The sequence below is a fragment of the Lacrimispora xylanolytica genome, assembly GCF_026723765.1.
In the GTDB taxonomy this organism is placed as follows: domain Bacteria; phylum Bacillota; class Clostridia; order Lachnospirales; family Lachnospiraceae; genus Lacrimispora; species Lacrimispora xylanolytica.
Genome location: NZ_CP113524.1, coordinates 3,244,449 through 3,264,254 on the forward strand (window position 1 = coordinate 3,244,449; position 19,806 = coordinate 3,264,254).

15 protein-coding genes are annotated in these 19,806 nt (G+C 44.7%); 7 read left to right on the forward strand and 8 right to left on the reverse strand.

The features are described from left to right. Positions 1-87: 87 nt before the first annotated feature. The 5 genes from ftsH to OW255_RS15205 form a co-directional block, all read right to left on the reverse strand. A complete protein-coding gene (gene ftsH, locus OW255_RS15185) occupies positions 88-2,064 on the reverse strand; it encodes an ATP-dependent zinc metalloprotease FtsH (RefSeq protein ID WP_268114546.1) in 1,977 nt (658 codons plus the stop codon). Between the two features lie 140 nt (positions 2,065-2,204). Beyond that, the gene (locus tag OW255_RS15190; protein WP_024838494.1) at positions 2,205-3,185 is read right to left on the reverse strand and encodes an ABC transporter permease; all 981 of its coding nucleotides are present in this window, start codon (positions 3,183-3,185) and stop codon (positions 2,205-2,207) included. A 16-nt stretch (positions 3,186-3,201) separates the two neighbouring features. Then, a complete protein-coding gene (locus tag OW255_RS15195; RefSeq protein ID WP_081752422.1) occupies positions 3,202-4,302 on the reverse strand; it encodes an ABC transporter permease in 1,101 nt (366 codons plus the stop codon). Next, on the reverse strand, positions 4,299-5,828 hold the full coding sequence (locus OW255_RS15200) for an ABC transporter ATP-binding protein (RefSeq protein ID WP_024838496.1): 1,530 nt from the start codon (positions 5,826-5,828) through the stop codon (positions 4,299-4,301). Before OW255_RS15200 ends, OW255_RS15195 begins: the two co-directional genes overlap by 4 nt. 116 nt (positions 5,829-5,944) lie before the next feature. Continuing rightward, positions 5,945-7,204: a BMP family ABC transporter substrate-binding protein gene (locus tag OW255_RS15205; RefSeq protein ID WP_024838497.1), complete on the reverse strand. Its 1,260-nt coding sequence runs from the start codon at positions 7,202-7,204 to the stop codon at positions 5,945-5,947. 425 nt (positions 7,205-7,629) lie between these two features. Between OW255_RS15205 and OW255_RS15210 the strand changes: the two genes are divergently transcribed. The 7 genes from OW255_RS15210 (at position 7,630) to OW255_RS15240 (ending at position 16,718) form a co-directional block, all read left to right on the forward strand. Beyond that, on the forward strand, positions 7,630-9,234 hold the full coding sequence (locus OW255_RS15210; protein WP_024838498.1) for a CTP synthase: 1,605 nt from the start codon (positions 7,630-7,632) through the stop codon (positions 9,232-9,234). Between the two features lie 203 nt (positions 9,235-9,437). Further along, a complete protein-coding gene (locus OW255_RS15215) occupies positions 9,438-10,619 on the forward strand; it encodes an ABC transporter substrate-binding protein (RefSeq protein WP_268114547.1) in 1,182 nt (393 codons plus the stop codon). A gap of 122 nt (positions 10,620-10,741) precedes the next feature. Further along, positions 10,742-11,623: a branched-chain amino acid ABC transporter permease gene (locus OW255_RS15220; protein ID WP_024838500.1), complete on the forward strand. Its 882-nt coding sequence runs from the start codon at positions 10,742-10,744 to the stop codon at positions 11,621-11,623. 10 nt (positions 11,624-11,633) lie between these two features. Continuing rightward, positions 11,634-12,737, forward strand: a complete 1,104-nt coding sequence (locus tag OW255_RS15225) for a branched-chain amino acid ABC transporter permease (RefSeq protein WP_024838501.1) — start codon at positions 11,634-11,636, stop codon at positions 12,735-12,737. Next, positions 12,737-13,603 (forward strand): ABC transporter ATP-binding protein, encoded by an 867-nt coding sequence (locus OW255_RS15230; RefSeq protein WP_268114548.1) that lies wholly within the window; start codon positions 12,737-12,739, stop codon positions 13,601-13,603. The genes OW255_RS15225 and OW255_RS15230 overlap by 1 nt, the downstream gene beginning before the upstream one ends. Further along, complete coding sequence (locus OW255_RS15235) at positions 13,590-14,300, forward strand: ABC transporter ATP-binding protein (RefSeq protein WP_024838503.1); 711 nt, start codon at positions 13,590-13,592, stop codon at positions 14,298-14,300. Before OW255_RS15230 ends, OW255_RS15235 begins: the two co-directional genes overlap by 14 nt. Before the next feature lie 339 nt (positions 14,301-14,639). Next, complete coding sequence (locus OW255_RS15240; RefSeq protein ID WP_268114549.1) at positions 14,640-16,718, forward strand: M6 family metalloprotease domain-containing protein; 2,079 nt, start codon at positions 14,640-14,642, stop codon at positions 16,716-16,718. A 128-nt stretch (positions 16,719-16,846) separates the two neighbouring features. Here the strand turns inward: OW255_RS15240 and OW255_RS15245 are convergent, their stop codons facing one another. From OW255_RS15245 to truB, 3 genes are read right to left on the reverse strand one after another with little or no spacing between them, the layout of a single operon-like run. After that, positions 16,847-17,890, reverse strand: coding sequence for a C40 family peptidase (locus OW255_RS15245; protein WP_268114550.1), 1,044 nt, complete (start codon positions 17,888-17,890; stop codon positions 16,847-16,849). A 57-nt stretch (positions 17,891-17,947) separates the two neighbouring features. Continuing rightward, on the reverse strand, positions 17,948-18,901 hold the full coding sequence (locus tag OW255_RS15250) for a bifunctional riboflavin kinase/FAD synthetase (RefSeq protein ID WP_024838505.1): 954 nt from the start codon (positions 18,899-18,901) through the stop codon (positions 17,948-17,950). Between the two features lie 2 nt (positions 18,902-18,903). Next, positions 18,904-19,806, reverse strand: coding sequence for a tRNA pseudouridine(55) synthase TruB (gene truB, locus OW255_RS15255; protein ID WP_024838506.1), 903 nt, complete (start codon positions 19,804-19,806; stop codon positions 18,904-18,906).

Consider the following 19,806-nt stretch of genomic DNA (forward strand, 5'->3'; position numbering starts at 1 on the left):
CAAAATAACAGCTATAGTCCTAGACAATTATTTTTTAAATTCCATAAAAAAACCGCTGCAGCCTTAGCTAACAGCGGTTTGATTCATCTAATTTTTATTATCTCCAAGGTGAGAATCTGATTCTTTCTCAGCTTCCTTTTCTTCAACCCAGTCTGTAAGACCGTCAGAAAGTTCTGCTTTGTCTTCCCCCTCAGCATCCTTCTTTTTCTCATCCGGTTCAGGAATTCCTTTTGCCTCCCGGAAAATCTTCATGAATTCCTTACCAGTAATGGTTTCTCTTTCAATCAGGAACTCTGCAATCTTATCCATGACATCACGATTCTCCATCAGCAGGGATTTGGCTTCTTCATAGGCTTCCTTCAGCATTCTCATTACTTCGTCATCTACCTGGGAAGAAGTTGCTTCTGCACAGTTCATCACAGTACGGCCGCTTAAGTACTGGTCTTCCTTGGTAGCAAGTCCAATAAGACCAAACTTATCTGACATACCGTATTGAGTCACCATAGCTCTGGCAATCTTAGTTGCCTGCTCTATGTCATTGGCAGCTCCTGTGGTAATGGAATCAAATACGATTTCTTCAGCCGCACGGCCAGCCAGATAGCCTACCAGCATGGCATGAAGCTCTTTTTTGGAATTTAAGAATTTCTCTTCTTCCGGTACCTGCATCACGTATCCCAGAGCACCCATGGTCCTTGGAACAATGGTGATTTTCTGTACTGGTTCTGCATCTTTTTGCAGGGCACTGACCAGGGCATGGCCGACCTCGTGGTAGGAAACGATACGGCGTTCTTCCTTATTAAGAACACGGTCTTTCTTTTCTTTACCAACCAGCACTACCTCAACTGCCTCAAATAAATCCTTCTGTGCCACGGCATGACGTCCGTTCTTAACTGCCAGAATGGCGGATTCGTTAATCATGTTTGCAAGATCAGAACCAACGGCTCCAGAGGTTGCAAGAGCGATGGCATCAAGATCAACGGTCTCATCAAGAAGAACGTCTCTTGCATGAACCTTTAAAATATCCACACGGCCTTTTAAATCGGGCTTATCCACGATAATACGGCGGTCAAAACGACCTGGTCTTAAAAGAGCCGGATCTAGAATCTCCGGACGGTTGGTCGCCGCAAGGACTAAAAGACCCTTGGAAGAGTCAAATCCATCCATCTCTGAAAGAAGCTGGTTGAGTGTCTGTTCTCTCTCATCGTTACCGCCTCCAAACCTGGAATCACGGCTTTTTCCGATGGCATCCACTTCATCGATAAAGATTATACAGGGAGCGGATTCCTGGGCCTGTTTGAATAAATCACGGACGCGGGAAGCACCCACACCTACGAACATTTCAACAAAATCGGAACCTGACAGGGAATAAAAGGGCACGTGAGCCTCTCCTGCTACTGCCTTGGCAAGAAGGGTCTTACCTGTTCCCGGAGGGCCTACAAGGAGGGCACCTTTTGGAAGCTTGGCTCCAATCTTCGTATATTTCCCCGGATTATGAAGGAAATCTACAATCTCAGTTAAGGATTCCTTTGCCTCGTCTTCTCCCGCCACATCCTTAAAGGTGATACCGGTTTCCTTCTGCACATAGACCTTGGCGTTGCTCTTTCCAACTCCCATCAGTCCGCCGCCGCCAACCCGGCGCATCATGAAGTTCAATAAGAATCCCATGGCTGCAAATAAAAGCAGATAGCTGACTATGGTCTGAATGAAGAAATTGCTGTCTTTTCGAGTCCTTACGATATCTACACCTGCATCATAAAGCCGTTCTACCAGCTTTGAGTCAGAGTCCATACGAACCGTGTAATAGCTGACTCCGGGCTTGTATCCTTCCCAGGTGTTCTTAGGCGTAATGGTAATCTTTGTATCGTCTACATGAACAGACTCTACTTGTTTCGCATCAACCATATTCATAAAGGTGTCGTAACTCAGTTCTTTATTGGTCCTCGTTGTAATTGCATTGTGCAGATAAGAAATTCCTGCTACGGCAATCAGAAACGCAGCGACCCATATAACGATGGCCTGGGTATTTTTCGGCATCTTGTTTTGATTCTGATTCTTGTTATCCATCTGTGTAAAGTCTCCAATCCGGATAGTTTCTACCCATTATATATCTCTATCATTATAGTGTCAGTCTCCCCATAAATCAAGAAAAGAATTATAAAATCCTTATAAACACCCGGACTGGTTTTATTTTTCAAAAATGTAATTTACCGTTCCTCACGGAAATATGCCTGACCAAGACTTTCCGGTGGCTGGTGTTCCCTTTTTTTCCTTAAACTGGAAATGATGAGCACGATAATGGTTACAACGTAAGGCAGTGCTTTGAATATTTCCTGTGACCCACGGCTTAAGCCTGGGATATATAAATATAGGATGTAAAGTCCACCAAACAGCAAGGAACCCCAGATGGCTCCTACCGGCTTCCAAAGGGCAAAAATGACTAGAGCGATGGCAAGCCAGCCTCTGTCACCAAAACCGTTATTGGTCCAGGTTCCTCCGGAATATTCCATTACAAAGTAGAGACCGCCAAGACCGCTTAAACCGCCGCCAATGCAGGTTGCCAGATACTTGTAGGCAGTAACAGGAATTCCTGCTGCATCCGCAGTCGCCGGGCTCTCTCCTACGGCTCTTAAGTTCAGGCCTTTTCTCGTTTTATTTAAGAAAAGTGCAAGTGCGATTGCAAGTGCAACGCCAAGATACGTAAGAAAACCATAAGAAAACAGAGCCTGTCCCAAGACGCCAAGCTTAGAAAGTCCTGGAATGGGAGTCTTAAATGCCTGTCCGGTCACTGCAACAGAGATCTGTCCAACACCGCCTGCAAGCTTTGAAAGAGAGCCGCCGAAAAAGTTGCCAAATCCCACACCAAAGGTAGTCAGTGCAAGTCCGGTTACGTTTTGATTTGCCTTTAAGGTTATGGTCAGTATGCTGTAAATCAGTCCGCCAAATGCAGCACACAAAAAGGCACATAAAAAGGAAATCAGCACGCCAACCAGTCCATTGGGAGCCGCTGTAGAATTTTCATATAAAAAGGCGCCGATCAGTCCTGCAATGCCTCCCATATACATCATGCCCGGAATCCCCAGATTTAAGTTACCTGATTTTTCTGTCAGGATTTCTCCAAGTGCGCCATAGAGAATTCCGATTCCCTGACCGATCACTTTTTGAATAAAGATTACCAAAAGTCCCATGATCTATTACTCCTTCCTATTCTGCCGATGAACGTTTGCCGCCCCGGAACCTTACTTCATAGTCAATAAAGAATTCACAGCCCAGAATAAAGAAAAGAATGATGCCGGTAATAACGTCGGAAGCATTTTCATTTAAATTGAACTGAGAGGCGATCTGTCCGGCTCCCTTTTGCATGAATACAAGGAAGAAGGAAACAATGATCATGGCAAAGGTGTTGAATTTACTGAGCCAGGAAACGATGATGGCAGTAAATCCTCTGCCGCCTGCCGTACTGGTGGAAATCGTATGGCTGGCACCGCTTACGATGATGAATCCGGCAATTCCACATAAGGCACCGGAAAGAGCTACGGTTCTCATAATTACTTTTTTCACGTTAATTCCGGCATAGCGTGCAGTATTGCCGCTCTCTCCCACGACGGAGATTTCATAGCCCTGCTTGCTGTGCTTTAAGTAAAAATACATGGCAATGGTAAGCCCTAATACAATGATAAGATTCCAGCCATATTCCAGACCAAAGAGCTTTGGAAGCCAGCCACCCTTTGTCGCAGAGTTAATGGTTCCAACGGAGTTAGATCCCTTTGGATTTTCCCAGAAAATGATACCAAAGGTTACTACCTGCATGGCAACATAGTTCATCATCAAGGTAAATAATGTTTCATTGGTATCCCAGTATGCCTTAAAGAAAGCTGGAATGCAGGCCCAGATCATGGCTGCTATGGCGCTTCCAAGGAACATGAGGGGAAATAATATAAAAGGAGAAAGAGTATTTCCAAAATAGATCATCATAGCGGCGGAAGTTACGCCTCCAATTAAGACCTGACCTTCTGCACCAATATTCCAGAATCTCATTTTAAATGCCGGAGTGATACCAACTGCGATACAAAGCAGCACCAGGGTATCTCTTATGGTCATCCAGATTCTTCTCTTGGTACCTACGGCTCCTTCAAAGATTCCTTTATAAACTTCAATCGGATTCAGTCCAGTCAGTGCCACGATGACTCCTGCACAGACTACCAAAGACAGAAAAACCGCAATGAGGCGAATCATCCATGCCTTCCATGGTTCAATGGATTCCCGCTTTGCCGTTTGAAACAGCGGCTCTTTTCCCTTCATCATTCCTGATTTCCTCCTGTTTTCATCATCAGCTTTCCGATTTCTTCTTTTGTGGCACTTCTGCCGTCAACGATACCGCTTATGGTTCCGCCGCACATCACAAGGATGCTGTCACATAATTCCATGAGCACATCAAGATCCTCACCAACACAGATAACAGCGGTCCCTTTCTTTTTCTGCTCATTGAGCAGGTTGTAGATGGTGTGGGAGGAATGAATATCGAGTCCGCGAACCGGATATGCCACTAAAAGTACCGATGGTGCCGATGCGATCTCACGTCCGACTAATACCTTCTGAACATTACCGCCTGACAGCTTTCGTACTGGTATTGAAGTTCCCGGAGTGGCAATTCCAAGCTCATGAATCAGCTTTTCTGCCAGTGCCTTTGGAGATCTTCGGTCTGCAAAAAAGGAACGGCCTTTTTTGTAGCTTCGAAGCATAATATTATCCGTTAAATCCATGGTACCAACAAGTCCCATACCCAGACGGTCTTCCGGAACAAAGGAAAGCCGGACTCCAGCCTTTGCAATATCGGCTGCGCTCATAACGGTCAGTTCCTTTTCTCCGCCTTCCGGAGGGTAATAAAGGGCAGAACCTCTGGTGGTTGGAATCAGTCCCGCAATGGCCTCTAAAAGCTCTCTCTGGCCGCTTCCTGCGACGCCTGCAATTCCAAGAATCTCTCCGCTGTTAGCGACAAAGGTGGCGTTTTCCAAGGTGGTGATCCCTTCCTTGCTTACACAGGTAAGCCCATGTATCTCCAGTCTTTTTTCCGGGGAAACAGGATCCGGACGTTCTATGTTCAAGCTAACTTTTTTTCCTACCATCATTTCGGTCAAGGATTCTTCTGTCGCTTCTTTTGTCTCGATGGTACCGATATACTGGCCCTTTCTAAGAACCGATACCCGGTCAGACAAGGTAAGTACTTCATTGAGCTTATGGGTGATGATGATAATGGAATGACCTGCTTTTCTCATGTTGCGGAGTACTGCAAAGAGGCGGTCCGCTTCCTGAGGGGTAAGTACTGCCGTAGGCTCATCTAATATAAGGATGTCCACCCCACGGTATAACAGCTTAACGATCTCAACGGTCTGCTTCTGGGACACTGACATGGTGTAAATCTTCTGGTCAGGGTCTAAATCAAATCCGTATTTGGCGGTGAGGCTGTTGATTTTATCGCTGACTGCTTTCCGGTCAAGAAGCTCCTGTCCCGGTAGGCCTAAAATGATGTTTTCCGCAGCAGTAAACACCTCAACCAGCTTAAAATGCTGGTGAATCATACCAATTCCTAAATCAAAGGAATCCTTGGGAGACCGTATGGATACCTCTTTTCCATTCACCGCAATCTGCCCCTCATCAGGGTAATAGATTCCGGAAATCATATTCATAAGTGTTGTTTTGCCGCTTCCGTTTTCCCCCAGAATCGAAAGTATTTCTCCTCTCTTTACAGACAGGCAGACTTTGTCGTTGGCAGTTACCTTGCCAAACCGTTTGGTGATATTTTTCAGTTCAATGGCATAATTATCGTTCACCGGGACATCCTCCGTTTCATTTTTTCCTGCTTTTCCCATTCCATTCTTTAATAGCAAAAAGCGGGGCCAAAATATCTGGCGCCGCTTTTAAGCCTGACTCATTTCCGTCTGAGCATTTATTTATCAATGGTAGTAATACCATCAATTAAGATATCAAATGCCGGTGCAGAACCGAATTCAGACTCATGGAAATATCCATTGGATACGTATTCCACGTCACTTCCATCCTTTTTATAGGTTTCAAGCTTTTTGCCGCCTACTGTAAAAGTAGAAGTATCAAATACGTGAAGGGTTCCTGCCTTAATGGCATCTTCTGTTTCTTTTACCTTCTCTTCCGTTCCAGGAGCTATTGCATCCTTATTCAGTTCGGTAATGGAAACAGCTCCGTCCTTGTAGCCCTGGCACCAGTCTGTGTCAATGGCCTTGCCGTCAATCACACTCTGTACTGCATAGGTCACGTATGGAGCCCAGTTGATGGAGGCTGAAGTAAGTGCAGTCTTAGGAGCCGTTGCAAGCATGGAGATGTTGTAGCCTACATCTGGAACGCCGGCTGCTTCACAAGCAACAGGAGCGCCAGTGGTATCTGCATGCTGGCTGATTAATACACAGCCATTGGAAATCAAAGCATCGGCTGCTTCTTTTTCCAGATCAAAGCTTCCCCAGCTGTTGGTATACTTAACTTCCATAGTAGCCTGCGGACATACGGAACGTACGCCAAGGAAAAAGGAAGTATAACCGCTGATTACCTCTGCGTATGGATAAGCGCCTACATAACCGATCTTTACTGCGTCTTCTTTTACTTTTCCATCCTGAATCATCTGGTTTAACTTAAGTCCAGCTACGACACCGGATACATAACGGGATTCATATACGTTAGTAAAATAATTATGCATATTGCTTAAGCCGCTTAATTTTGCCTGATATCCGGTTGCATGACAGAACTGAACCTCTGGATATTCTTTTGCAGCTTCTATAATATAGGATTCGTAACCAAAGCTGTTGGCAAAAATGATGTTGCAGCCCTGATCCGCAAGATCCATAGCCGCATCTTTTGCACTCTCGTCTTCTGGAACGTTCCATTTTACAATGATCTGGTCATCGGATAAGCCAAGGGCTTTCTTCATATCCAGGGCACCATTGTAATGAGCGGCTGTGTAGCTCTCGTTCTCATCGCCGATGTAAATAAATCCTACCTTTAAATCTTCTTTGGCGACTTTGCCTTTTGGGTCAGCAGCTTCTGTTTTACCAGCTTCTGTTGCCTGACCTTCTGCTTTTGTTGTAGCTGTAGCGGATGGGGAACCGGAGTTACCGCAGGCGGTTAATGACAGAGCCATAAGTCCTGCCAGAGCCAGACCAACCAACTTCTTTGATTTCATAACTAATCCTCCTCAAACGTGTGCGCTTTGGTGTTGTTAACCTCTATAAATTGCAAAATTTACATTACCCAGTATAACATCGTTTTAAGGCTTGTCAATAAGAAAAATGTCATTTTTTACACTATTTCTTTCCACCATAAGCGGGCTTAATTATCATTAATAAGCGGCTATTATAGTATGGTGTTTTTTAACCTTTTTCATCATATTTTTCCCATTTTTCTTTTTCGATAAAAATGAAAAGCAAATGGTATAATATAATAGAAGAAATACCATCCACTTCCATATAAATATAATCCACCCAAAAAATTTCCACTTAATTATTTTAGTTTTTTATGTTTGGCTCTGGATTTTTTTTTTGAATAGGTGTATAATCACTTTTTTGAAAACATCCCCATACCATCACCACAGAAGGAGGTTACACTGTTATGTCAGTGAAATACGTATTTGTCACCGGAGGCGTTGTGTCCGGACTTGGCAAAGGTATTACCGCAGCATCGCTTGGTCGACTGTTAAAAGCCCGAGGCTATAAAGTCACCATGCAGAAATTCGATCCTTATATCAATATTGATCCAGGTACCATGAATCCCGTTCAGCATGGAGAAGTTTTCGTGACAGAAGATGGAGTAGAAACAGATTTAGATCTTGGACACTACGAACGTTTTATCGATGAGAGCCTGACCAAAAATTCCAACGTTACAACTGGTAAGGTTTATTGGACCGTATTGACCCGCGAACGACGGGGAGACTTCGGGGGAGGCACCGTACAGGTTATCCCTCATATTACCGACGAAATAAAAAGCCGTTTTCACCACAATCACAATTCCTCTGAAACAGAAATTGCTATCATAGAAGTAGGCGGAACGGTAGGCGACATCGAAAGCCAGCCTTTCTTAGAGGCAATCCGCCAATTCCAACATGAAGTAGGCCGCGAGAATGCAATGCTGATCCACGTGACCCTGGTTCCATATCTGAAAGTTTCCGAAGAACTAAAAACCAAACCGACCCAGGCCAGTGTAAAAGACTTACAGGGAATGGGTATCCAGCCCGACATCATTGTATGCCGTTCCGAACAGCCCCTTGATGACGGAATCCGAAGCAAAATCGCACAATTCTGTAATGTTCCCAAGACTCACGTAATCCAGAACCTGGATGTTGAGGTATTATATGAACTTCCCCTTGTTATGGAAGAAGAACATCTGGCTCAGGTCGCATGTGAGTGTTTAAAGCTCCCATGTCCTACTCCTGATTTAGCAGAATGGGCTGCCATGATTGATAACTGGAAGCATCCGGAAAAGGAAGTGACCATTGCATTAGTAGGCAAATACATTCAGCTTCATGACGCTTATATTTCCGTTGTCGAGGCATTAAAACACGGCGGCGTATATAACCGTGCCGACGTTACCATTAAATGGGTGGATTCTGAACTCGTGACCAATGAGAATGCAGATGAATTATTCAGCGATGTCAATGGTATTCTTGTTCCGGGAGGCTTTGGTAGCCGTGGAATCGAAGGAAAGATTTCTTCCATACAATATGCCCGCGAACATAACATACCATTCCTTGGCATTTGCCTTGGCATGCAGATGGCCATCGTGGAATTTGCCCGCAATGTAGTCGGTTTTGCCGATGCTCATACCTCAGAGCTTGATATGGATACCACACATCCCGTGATTCATTTAATGCCAGACCAGAATGATATTGAAGATATTGGCGGAACTCTTCGTCTTGGTTCTTATCCTTGTGTTCTGGACAAGTCCTCCAAATCCTTTGAGGTGTATGGAGAAGAACTGATTCACGAACGCCACAGACATCGTTATGAGGTAAATAACGATTACCGTGAAGATTTAACAAAAGCTGGAATGAAGCTTTCCGGTATCTCTCCAGATGGACGAATCGTAGAGATGGTAGAAATCCCGGCTCACCCATGGTTCGTAGCGACCCAGGCTCACCCAGAGTTTAAATCAAGACCAAACAGACCTCACCCGCTGTTCCGTGATTTCATCAAGGCAGCTGTTGAAAATAAAAAATAATGACACCGAACGATGGAGTTCAGGTTCTTACTTAGAATCTGGCTCCATTTTAATTTTGCGAAAATAAGAATTTACTTTAAATTATTATTTTCTTTTATTTTTTTCTTGCACTTTTCTCATCTTCTGCTATAATAATATGCAACGTGTGTCCGCAGGGAAGACAGTTGTGCTCATAGGAGATACACATAAGGAGGATATGTATTATGAAATTGAAAAAAGTTTTTGCACTTACTCTTGCTGCTTGCTTAAGCGCTTCTCTCGTTGCCGGCTGCAGCAGCTCAGGTTCCTCAGGATCTTCAAACAGCGGCGAAAAGGTTGTAAAAATTGGTGTATTTGAGCCAACCACCGGAGAAAACGGCGGCGGCGGCTTCCAGGAAGTCTTAGGCGTTCGTTACGCCAACCAGGTTCACCCAACCGTGAAGATCGGTGGAGAGGACTATAAAGTTGTATTAGTGGAAGTAGATAATAAATCCGATAAAACAGAGGCTGTCAATGCAGCACAGAAGCTTGTAAGCCAGAAGGTTTCTGCTGTTATCGGAAGCTATGGTTCCGGTGTTTCCATTGCCGCCGGACAGATCTTTGCAGATGCCAAGATTCCGGCGATCGGCGCTTCCTGTACGAATCCACAGGTTACCCAGGGAAATGACTATTACTTCCGTGTATGCTTCTTAGATCCCTTCCAGGGAACGGTTATGGCAAACTATGCCAATGATAACGGAGCAAAGAAGGCAGCCATTATTACACAGCTTGGAGATGATTACTCTTCCGGACTTGGTTCTTTCTTTAAAACCTCCTTTACAAAGCTTGGCGGTACTGTAGTAAGTGAAGAACAGTTCCAGACTAACCAGACAGACTTTAAAGCAATCCTTACAAACATTAAGGCGCAGAACCCTGACATTATCTTCGCTCCTTCTTCTATTACAACAGCCCCTTTAATCATTAAGCAGGCCCGTGAGCTTGGAATCACAGCTACCATTGCTGCTGGTGATACCTGGGAGAACTCAACAGTTATCGACAATGCAGGAACCTCCGCAGACGGAATCGTTCTTTCTACTTTCTTTGACGAAGCAGAGCCAGCCAACGACGAAGCTGCTTCCTTTATCTCTGGTTTCAAAACTTACTTAAAGGAACAGAAGCAGGATGAAATCATTCCAGCCGTATCTGCCCTTGGCTATGACGCTTACTTAAGCGCATGTAAGGCAATTGAAACTGCTGGTACTACCGATGGCGAAAAGATTAAAGACGCTTTAAAGGGAGTATCCATTGAAGGCGTTACCGGTAATATCTCCTTTGACGAGAACGGAGATGCTAAAAAGGATATGGCATTTATTAAGACTGTTGAGAACGGAAAATTCAAATTCCTGACAACAACTACCGTAAAATAACAAATTACATCGCAATGATGCAAACATCACCGGATGAGTGGGGACGCATTTCCTTCCCCACTCGTTCCATTTGTAACGGGTACCTTTTCCATATACTTCACAGATAGGAGGCTTTTCGCCACATGAGTCTTTCAACCTTTTTACAGCAGTGCCTGACCGGTATTTCCCTTGGCGGTGCATATGCTCTCATAGCCATTGGCTATACGCTGGTTTACGGAATCCTTCGCCTCATCAACTTCGCCCATGGCGATATTTTTATGATGGCAGGCTATTTCATGATATTTGCCATGGCAAGTTTTCCATGGTTCATTTCCATTCCACTGGTGCTCTTCATCACCGTTGTTCTTGGTGTTTCCATTGAACGGGTCGCTTACCGCCCCCTTCGTTCCGCTCCAAGAATGTCTGTTATGATTTCAGCCATTGGTGTTTCCTACCTCCTGCAAAATCTTGCTACATACTTATTTACTGCCCTTCCAAAGGGATATCCTGAACTTCCTGTCTTAAAGAAGATTTATCAGATCGGAGGTCTTTCTGCTTCCTTCGTTACCTTCTTAACACCGGTCCTTACTCTCATTATTGTGTATGTTCTTATGGTCCTGATCAACAAAACAAAGATCGGAATGGCAATGCGTGCTGTGGCAAAGGATTACGATACTGCCTCTTTAATGGGAATCAAGATTAATCGGATCATTACCTTTACCTTTGCAATCGGTTCTCTTTTAGCTGCTGTCGGCTCTATCCTCTATTTTACAGACCGTATGACCGTGTTCCCATTCTCCGGCTCCCTGCCGGGCTTAAAGTGCTTCGTAGCTGCGGTATTCGGAGGAATCGGCAGCATTCCAGGTGCCGTCATTGGAGGCTTTATCCTGGGACTTGGAGAAACTGCCCTGGTTGCAACCGGGTATTCTACCTTCAGCGATGCATTTACCTTTGTTCTGTTAATTGCCATTCTCCTGATCAAACCTACTGGCTTGTTCGGTGAGAAAACAACCGATAAAGTGTGAGGTGTCTTTTATGAAGAAAAAAGCAGTATCCAAAAACAGACTCTATACTCTGATCGCCCTTTTATTTGTCATTGGAATCCTGGGTATTTTACAGGCTAACAGTGCTCAGTACAGCTATCAGATTTCCATTCTGGAACGAAGTGCCATCTATGCGGTGGTCGCTGTTTCCATGAATTTACTCACCGGATTTACCGGACTCTTTTCCTTGGGCCAGGCCGGATTCATGGCAATCGGTGCTTATACGGTTGCTATACTGACAATCCCAGTAGACAACCGTGCAAGCGTTTATTATGTAGACGGAATCGCACCAGCCATTGCAAATCTCCAGTGTCCCTTCTGGCTGGCACTCATTTTAGCAGGAGTTTTTTCTGCTGCCATTGCTGCCTTAATCGGGATTCCGGTACTTCGTTTAAAAAGTGATTATTTAGCCATTGCTACCCTTGGTTTTTCTGAGATCATCCGTGCGGTAATTTCTGCCCCACAGTTAAATAAAATCACCAATGGTTCTTATGGACTTAAGAATATCCCAGGCTTTCCAAACCTGTTTGTGGCCTTTGGCTTATGTGCCCTCTGCATCCTTCTTATGGTGCTTTTGATCAATTCCTCTTATGGCCGTGCATTTAAGGCTCTTCGTGAGGATGAGGTGGCCGCTCAGGCTATGGGACTTAATTTATTCCGTTACAAAGAGCTGGCTTTTGTAATTTCCTCCTTCTTTACAGGAGTTGGCGGAGGTCTTCTTGCTATATTCATGCGCTCCATTGATTCTAAGACCTTCTCCATTAACTTGACCTACGACATTCTTCTTATTGTCGTTCTTGGTGGAATCGGAAGTATTACAGGAAGCGTCATCGGCGCATTTTTAGTTACTGCTGGAAGAGAATGGCTTCGATTCTTTGACAATCCTCTTACCATTGGAGGCATTGACATTCCTCTGTTCCGTTCCGGCTTTCGTATGGTCATCTTCTCCATTCTTCTTATGGCAGTGGTGCTCTTCTACCGCCGTGGAATCATGGGAAGCAATGAGTTTTCATGGGAAGGCCTTGGAAGGCTGATCCGCAGCATTCCAGACAGATTAAAGAAGAAAAATAAAACACATAAGGGGGAAAACATATAATGTCAGCGGAAGCAAAAACTCCAGTCAATGTCCTCCATATGGAGGATGTTACCATGCAGTTTGGCGGCGTAGTAGCTGTCAACGGACTCACCCTTGATGTAAACCAGGGCGAAATCGTGGCACTCATTGGTCCTAACGGTGCTGGAAAAACAACTGCCTTTAACTGTGTTACCGGTATTTATGAGCCTACCTTTGGTAAGGTTGATTTCATGGGAGAGACCATTCTCTCTAATACTCCCAAGGGAAAAGCGGCGAAAACATACTTGGGTGAAGTAACTCCCAGACCGATTACCGTGATCCGAAATACACCGGATAAGATTACCCAGAAGGGCATAGCCAGAACCTTTCAGAACATTCGTCTCTTTGGGCAGCTTACTGTATTCGACAATGTTCTTATTGCAAAGCATATGCGGGCCAGACAAAATGTGTTTTCCGCCACTCTTCGTTTAAACCACAAGGAGGAAGAGCGGATGCGGGCAGAGGCCACTGCTCTTTTGGAGGAGCAGAATCTTCTCCACTTAAAGGATGAGATTGCCTCTTCTCTCCCTTACGGTCTGCAAAGACGTCTGGAGATTGCAAGAGCTCTGGCTACCGAGCCAAAGTTTCTTCTCCTTGATGAGCCTGCGGCTGGTATGAATCCACAGGAGACCCAGGAGCTTACGGATTTTATCAAGCAGATCCGGGACACCTATCATTTGACTGTATTTATGATTGAACACCATATGGATCTGGTCATGCAGATCTCAGACCGAATCTATGTACTGGATTTTGGAAAACTGATTGCACAGGGAACACCGGATGAAATCCAGAACAACGAACGGGTTATTGAAGCATATCTGGGGGTGAGTGACGATGCTGAAGATTGAGAATTTAAAAGTGAACTACGGGGGCATTGAAGCCGTAAAGGGCATTTCCTTTGAAGTGCCGGATAAAAGCATTGTAACCCTGATCGGTGCCAACGGCGCCGGAAAGAGTACCACGCTCCGCTCCATTGTAGGCCTTGTAAAGCCTTCTGCCGGAAGCAGCATTACTCTCGATGGAGAAGAGCTCATCGGACTTGATACTACACAGGTCGTATCCAAGGGCATTGCTCTAGTGCCGGAAGGCCGTCATGTGTTTCCCGATATGACCGTACTTGAAAACATTAAGATCGGGGCTTATTTAAGAAACGACAGTCTGGAAGACGATATCAACTGGGTCTACAGCCTGTTTCCAAGGTTAAAGGAACGAAGCTGGCAGCTCTCCGGAACCTTATCCGGCGGTGAGCAGCAGATGCTTGCAGTCGCAAGAGCCTTAATGAGCCACCCCAGAATCCTCATGATGGATGAACCTTCCCTTGGATTGGCACCTCTTATCGTTAAGGACTTGTTCTCCATTATCAAGGAAATCAATAAAAAGGGCGTGACCGTACTTTTAATCGAACAGAATGCCAATATGGCCCTTCACACGGCTGATATCGGATATGTACTGGAAACCGGAAGAATCACCTTATCCGGTGCGGGTAAAGAGCTTCTGGCTGACGAATCCGTGAAAGCAGCTTACCTTGGTAAAAAGAAACATTAATCATAAGGAGCCATTGCTCATAAGTGAAAGACCGCTTATGGAGCAATGGCTTCTTTTTTCTGATTCCAGCTCTCATTTTTCTCACAAAGTTTCTCTTCTAATCGTCAAAATTCCTGATTTATTTAACTAATATTGTGTTTTTTAACAACATGTTTGCAAATATAACTATATCATTAATAATTCTTAATATTAATAGCATTTTATTAACTATTGCAATATAAATTCGATAATAATTTCAAGTAATAAATTAATTTAAGGAGGTGATTCCCATGTGAATTTAAATTAGTCATTGAAAGCAATATCAGTTTATTACAAAAGAAAAAGTAAAGGGGAAAATGAATGAGTAAAATGATTAAGCTATTGGCAACTGGATTAGCTGTAGTATCCATGTCTTCCATGACGAACTACGCTGTTTTAGCTGCTCCTTACAACAACAAAGAGTTTGAATTAGCACAGCCTGATGGAACCAGGGTTTCCGTATCCATTACAGGCGATGAGTATTATCAGCATATTGAAAGTCCGGACGGATATACGCTGATCCGTGATGAAAACGGCTGGATCTGTTATGCAGAATTAAACGCTGACCAGACAGAGTATGTGTCTACGGGAACGGTTTACAACACAAGCAGTGAACGAAGATCCACTGACGAGCCTCAGCGGGGCGGTGGCGGCCTTCAGAAGCATTTAAAGATCAAGAGCGATGCAATCAGGGAACAGGCGGATGAAGTGAGGAACAGGCTTCATGGAAATGATTTTAAAAATACCCCAAAATCAGAAAACAGTTTTGAAAATTCACTGCTGGATTCCAAGGTAGCCGCATCTGGTGATGTAAAGGGATTGACGATCCTGGTTGATTTCCCAGATAAAAAAAGCGATATTTCCCAATCCGAAATAGAACGCTTCTTCAACGAAACCGGGTACCGGGGCTTTAACAACAATGGGTCTGTGAGGGATTATTATTATGATGTCTCAGGCGGCAGAGTCACCTATACCAATAATTTAATTGGTTTCTATACCGCAAAGCATCCGAAAACATATTATGATGACATTTATGAGCAGACAGGCTCCTACGCAAAATCCAATGAGTTTGCAGAAGAAGTATTTCAGTGGCTGAAAAGCTCTGGATATAATCTTTCCTCTTTAACCACAGATTCTAAAGGATACTTAAAAGCTGTGAACATTCTTTATGCCGGAACTCCGGATGCAGGCTGGGCAAAGGGATTGTGGCCTCATCAAGCCTGGTATCCAAAGTCAGATTATATCAATGGAGCAAGAATCCAGAAATATGAGATGACTAACATCGGACGGGATTTGTCTCTTTATACCATCTGCCATGAAAGCGGTCATATGATCTACGGATACCCGGATCTTTATGATTACGATGGTGATTCCCAGGGCACTGGTATGTACAGCTTAATGAGTACCGTGGCAAATGACAAAAATCCGGTTCCACCGGATCCATATTGCAGAAATGTGATATCTCGCTGGAATCTTCCCATAAATATGAATGAATACAATGCCGGAACCAAGTTTGCCGCAGTTGCTGACGGCAACGGTAATTCCTATACCTACAAATGGTCAGGCAATCAGTCAAACGAGTATTTCCTCATTGAGAACCTTCAGAAAACCGGCAGATATGCTGACCTTCCTGATGCAGGACTTGCCATCTGGCATATTGATGAAAAAGGAAATAACTCCAGAAATGAAATGACACCGAGTAACCATTACTTAGTTTCTCTGGAACAGGCCGATGGAAATTATGATATGGAGAGAAATAGGAACGGCGGAAACAGGGGAGACTTATTCCGGAAAGGATACAAGGATTCCTTTACCAGCAGCACCACTCCAAATTCCAAATGGTGGAATCAGTCAGCCTCTGGTCTTGAAATATCCCAGATCAGCAACGCAGGCTCTGAGATGACCTTTGTTCAGGCCTCCAACGGCCAGAACCCAAATCCTGACCCCGACCCAGATCCTACCCCACAGCAAAAGAACATCGCAGGACTGGCAACTCCTACAGCCTCTTATGTTTCTGATTGGGAAAGCATCCTTGCATTAAATGATGGAATCGACCCTACCAGCTCAAATGACAGAAGCGGCGCTGTTTACGGCAACTGGCCGGAGACCGGTTCTCAATGGGTACAGTATACATTTAATGAGACTCACACCATCACAGGCAGTGATATTTATTGGTTTAAAGATGGTCAGGGAATTGATGTGCCCGCATCTTACCGTATGTATTACTGGGATGGAAGTGCATGGCAGGATATAAAGAATCCAAAAGGCCTTGGTACAAAGACCAATCAATATAACACCACGACCTTTACACCAGTCACAACCTATGCAATCTCCATTGTTATGGAATCAAAAGGAACCAGCTCTACCGGTATCCTTGAATGGAAGGTATACGGAAACTAAAAAAAATTTATTCTAAATTCATACACCAAAAAGGAACTGTGACCACAAAGCCCTTATATATGGCTAAATGGTTACAGTTCCTTTTCTTTTACATGTGCGGTCGTATATCGATTTTTTAACAGGTTTCACTATTGGATCACCCGGCGTATGGTAACCGGTTTCCTGTAATTCCACGAGGAAATTTTAATCCCGCTTCTTCGGTTTGCTGCATGAACGATCTGGCCTTTTCCGATGTACATAGCCACATGGTCGATCTGGCTTCCACTGGAATAGAACAACAAGTCCCCCGGCTCCATGTTGGAGGCTGGAATTGCCTCTCCCTCTGCCGCCTGTTGCCTTGAAGTTCTGTCAAGCTGTACTCCTGCCGCATGCTCCATAACATACTGGACAAAACCAGAACAGTCTGCACCGGTATTTGGATCGGTGCCTCCCCACCTATAAGGCTTTCCAACGAAATTAACCGCATAATTTACAACCTGGGTACGCATGTCACTGTTTTTCTCTGCTTCCGGTATGGTGTAAGCTATGGTGGCAAATTCCGGCACATAGGCATAGGCAGCCTGGCCCTTATATTCTATCTTGGCCCAGCCATCACTTCCAGAAAGGAACCGATAGGTTTCTCCCTCATGGATTCTTCCTAAAATCTGGGCATCGGTACTTGGCTGGTTCCTGACACGAAGGGTATCGGTGTTAACACGAAGCATCAGCTTCATATCGTAATAAGCGATGGCCCTTGCTTCTTTTCCAGTCACCAGATACTGTCCATACACATAACCAGTGATTTGTCCTGATTTTATCTTATACCAGCCATTTTCCTCCGACAGCACGCTGGCTCCGGAATGGCTTTTTAATTTTCCTACGATTTCCGCATCATTCTTTGGTTCTTTTCTGATATTTAAGGAATCCTCTACGACTGCCACTCCAAGATTACTGAATATGGTCTGAAAGGTTCCTATTCTCATTTTTTCCTGCGTAAGACCGGCCGATTTTTCTTCTGACTTCTGTTTTTCGCTTTTCTGGTACTTGTCCATATAGACATCGATTCCAGCTACCGGAGTACCGGTAGTCACAGTCGTCTTGGTTCCTGCGGCCTGCACATCTGCTGTTGCAATCCATACGGCACTGCCGCATGCGATTGCGAAGCCCAGCATTTTCCATGCTTTGTCAGTCATATGCACGTTCCTTCGCAAGTTATTCATTTTTAACCAGGCGGTGTGGCCGCCTTTCTTTTACAACTGGATATTCAGTTCCTCAGAACGGCTCTTTAAATACTCCATTCCATAGTCCCTGTCTTTTTCTATCTGCACTTTTAACTGCTCCAATCCGTCAAATTTCCGTTCAGGGCGGACGAAGTGCAATAGCTGTACTTCTATAGTCTTTCCATAAATATCCCTATTTATACCATAAATGTAAGTTTCTGCTCCTACGGGGGATCCACCTTCCACGGTGGGCTTCTTTCCGATGTTGGTAATCCCTCCATAATAGCAGCCTTCTATATAGACTCTGGATACATAAACGCCAAAGGTCGGCAGATGTTTTTCCGGCTCCGGTACAATATTCGCAGTAGGAAAGCCTAAGACCGGGCCTCCCAGATGATTGCCATGAACTACGTTTCCATGAATGGAATAAGGCTCACCTAAGAGCTCATTGGCCTTTTCCATATTTCCGGCATCCAGCAGCTCTCTGATGTATGTACTGCTGATATCACGGTGATCATCCTTTTCTTTTTGAATGACAATTAATTCGTAACCATACCGGTCCTTCCACTGATTTAGGCTGTCCGCATTTCCTGCTCCCAGATAGCCAAAGGTGCAGTCCGTGCCGACTACTATGGTCTTTGCATTCATCTGACCTACCAGTATTTCCTTTACAAATTCCTCCGGGTCCATATGGGCGGTTTCCATGGTAAAGGGGTATTCTACCAGATAGTCGATGCCGATTCGCTCCAGATTGTTTTTTCTCTCCAGATTCGTAGTAATGACCCGCTGCGTGCTTTCTGAATCCAGGATACTTGGTGACATGTCAAAGGTAAAAACGGCAATCTGATATCCTTTTTCCTTTTTTACTTCTGCCATCTCCCGAAGAAGCTTCTGGTGGCCCCTGTGGCGTCCGTCAAACTTTCCAAGTGTGACCACCGATGGTTCTTCGATCTGAAATTTCCTGGTTCCGGTTATATACTCCATCTTTATTTTCCTCCCAGAAATACCTTTTGGGGCTTAAGCAAGTTCCTTTCTCTGTCAGGCTCATAAACTCCAATAAAATGATTCTCACTGTCATAAACTCTCACCGGTCCGTCCACCGTTACAGAGCTTTCCATCCCTTGATTTCTTAAAAATGGGTTCCCATTATGAACCAGCTTATCAAATTCCGGTTTCATGACAATGGCGGGATAATTCTCAAATACCTTGTCCACAGCAAGGATACGTTCTCCCAAAGTTCCTTCGTCTCTAAGCGCTTCAATCTGGGACAGAGTAAGGCTCTCCTCCAGACAAAATCCTGAGACCTGGGTACGGGTCAATGACTCCATACAGCCGCCGCAGCCCAGCTTTCTTCCAATATCATAGCAAAGGGTCCGGATATAAGTTCCCTTGGAGCAGGTCACTGTCATAGTGACTCTGGGAAGCTCTATTTTATCCACCCGGATTTCCAGTATCTCTACGGGCCTTGCCTTCCGCTCCACTTCTTTTCCTGCTCTGGCAAGCTCATAAAGCTTCTTGCCGTCTACTTTCAGGGCAGAATACATGGGGGGAATCTGGTCATAATGCCCCAGAAAGCTTAATACCGCCTCACGGATTTCCTCTTCCTCTCTATGAACCGGATATTCAGCAAGAACCGTCCCTGTCACATCCTGAGTGTCAGTTTCTTTTCCAAGAAGTAGGACTGCTTCATATGTTTTCGTCTTATCCGTCAGCATATCACAGAGCTTGGTCGCCTTACCAAGACAGACAGGAAGCACTCCTTCTGCCATGGGATCTAAGGTACCGGTATGTCCTATCTTTTTCTGCTTTAAAATACCTCTCATTTTCGCCACGACGTCATGAGAGGTAAATCCTTTTTCTTTATACACATTGATGATGCCGTCTGCCAT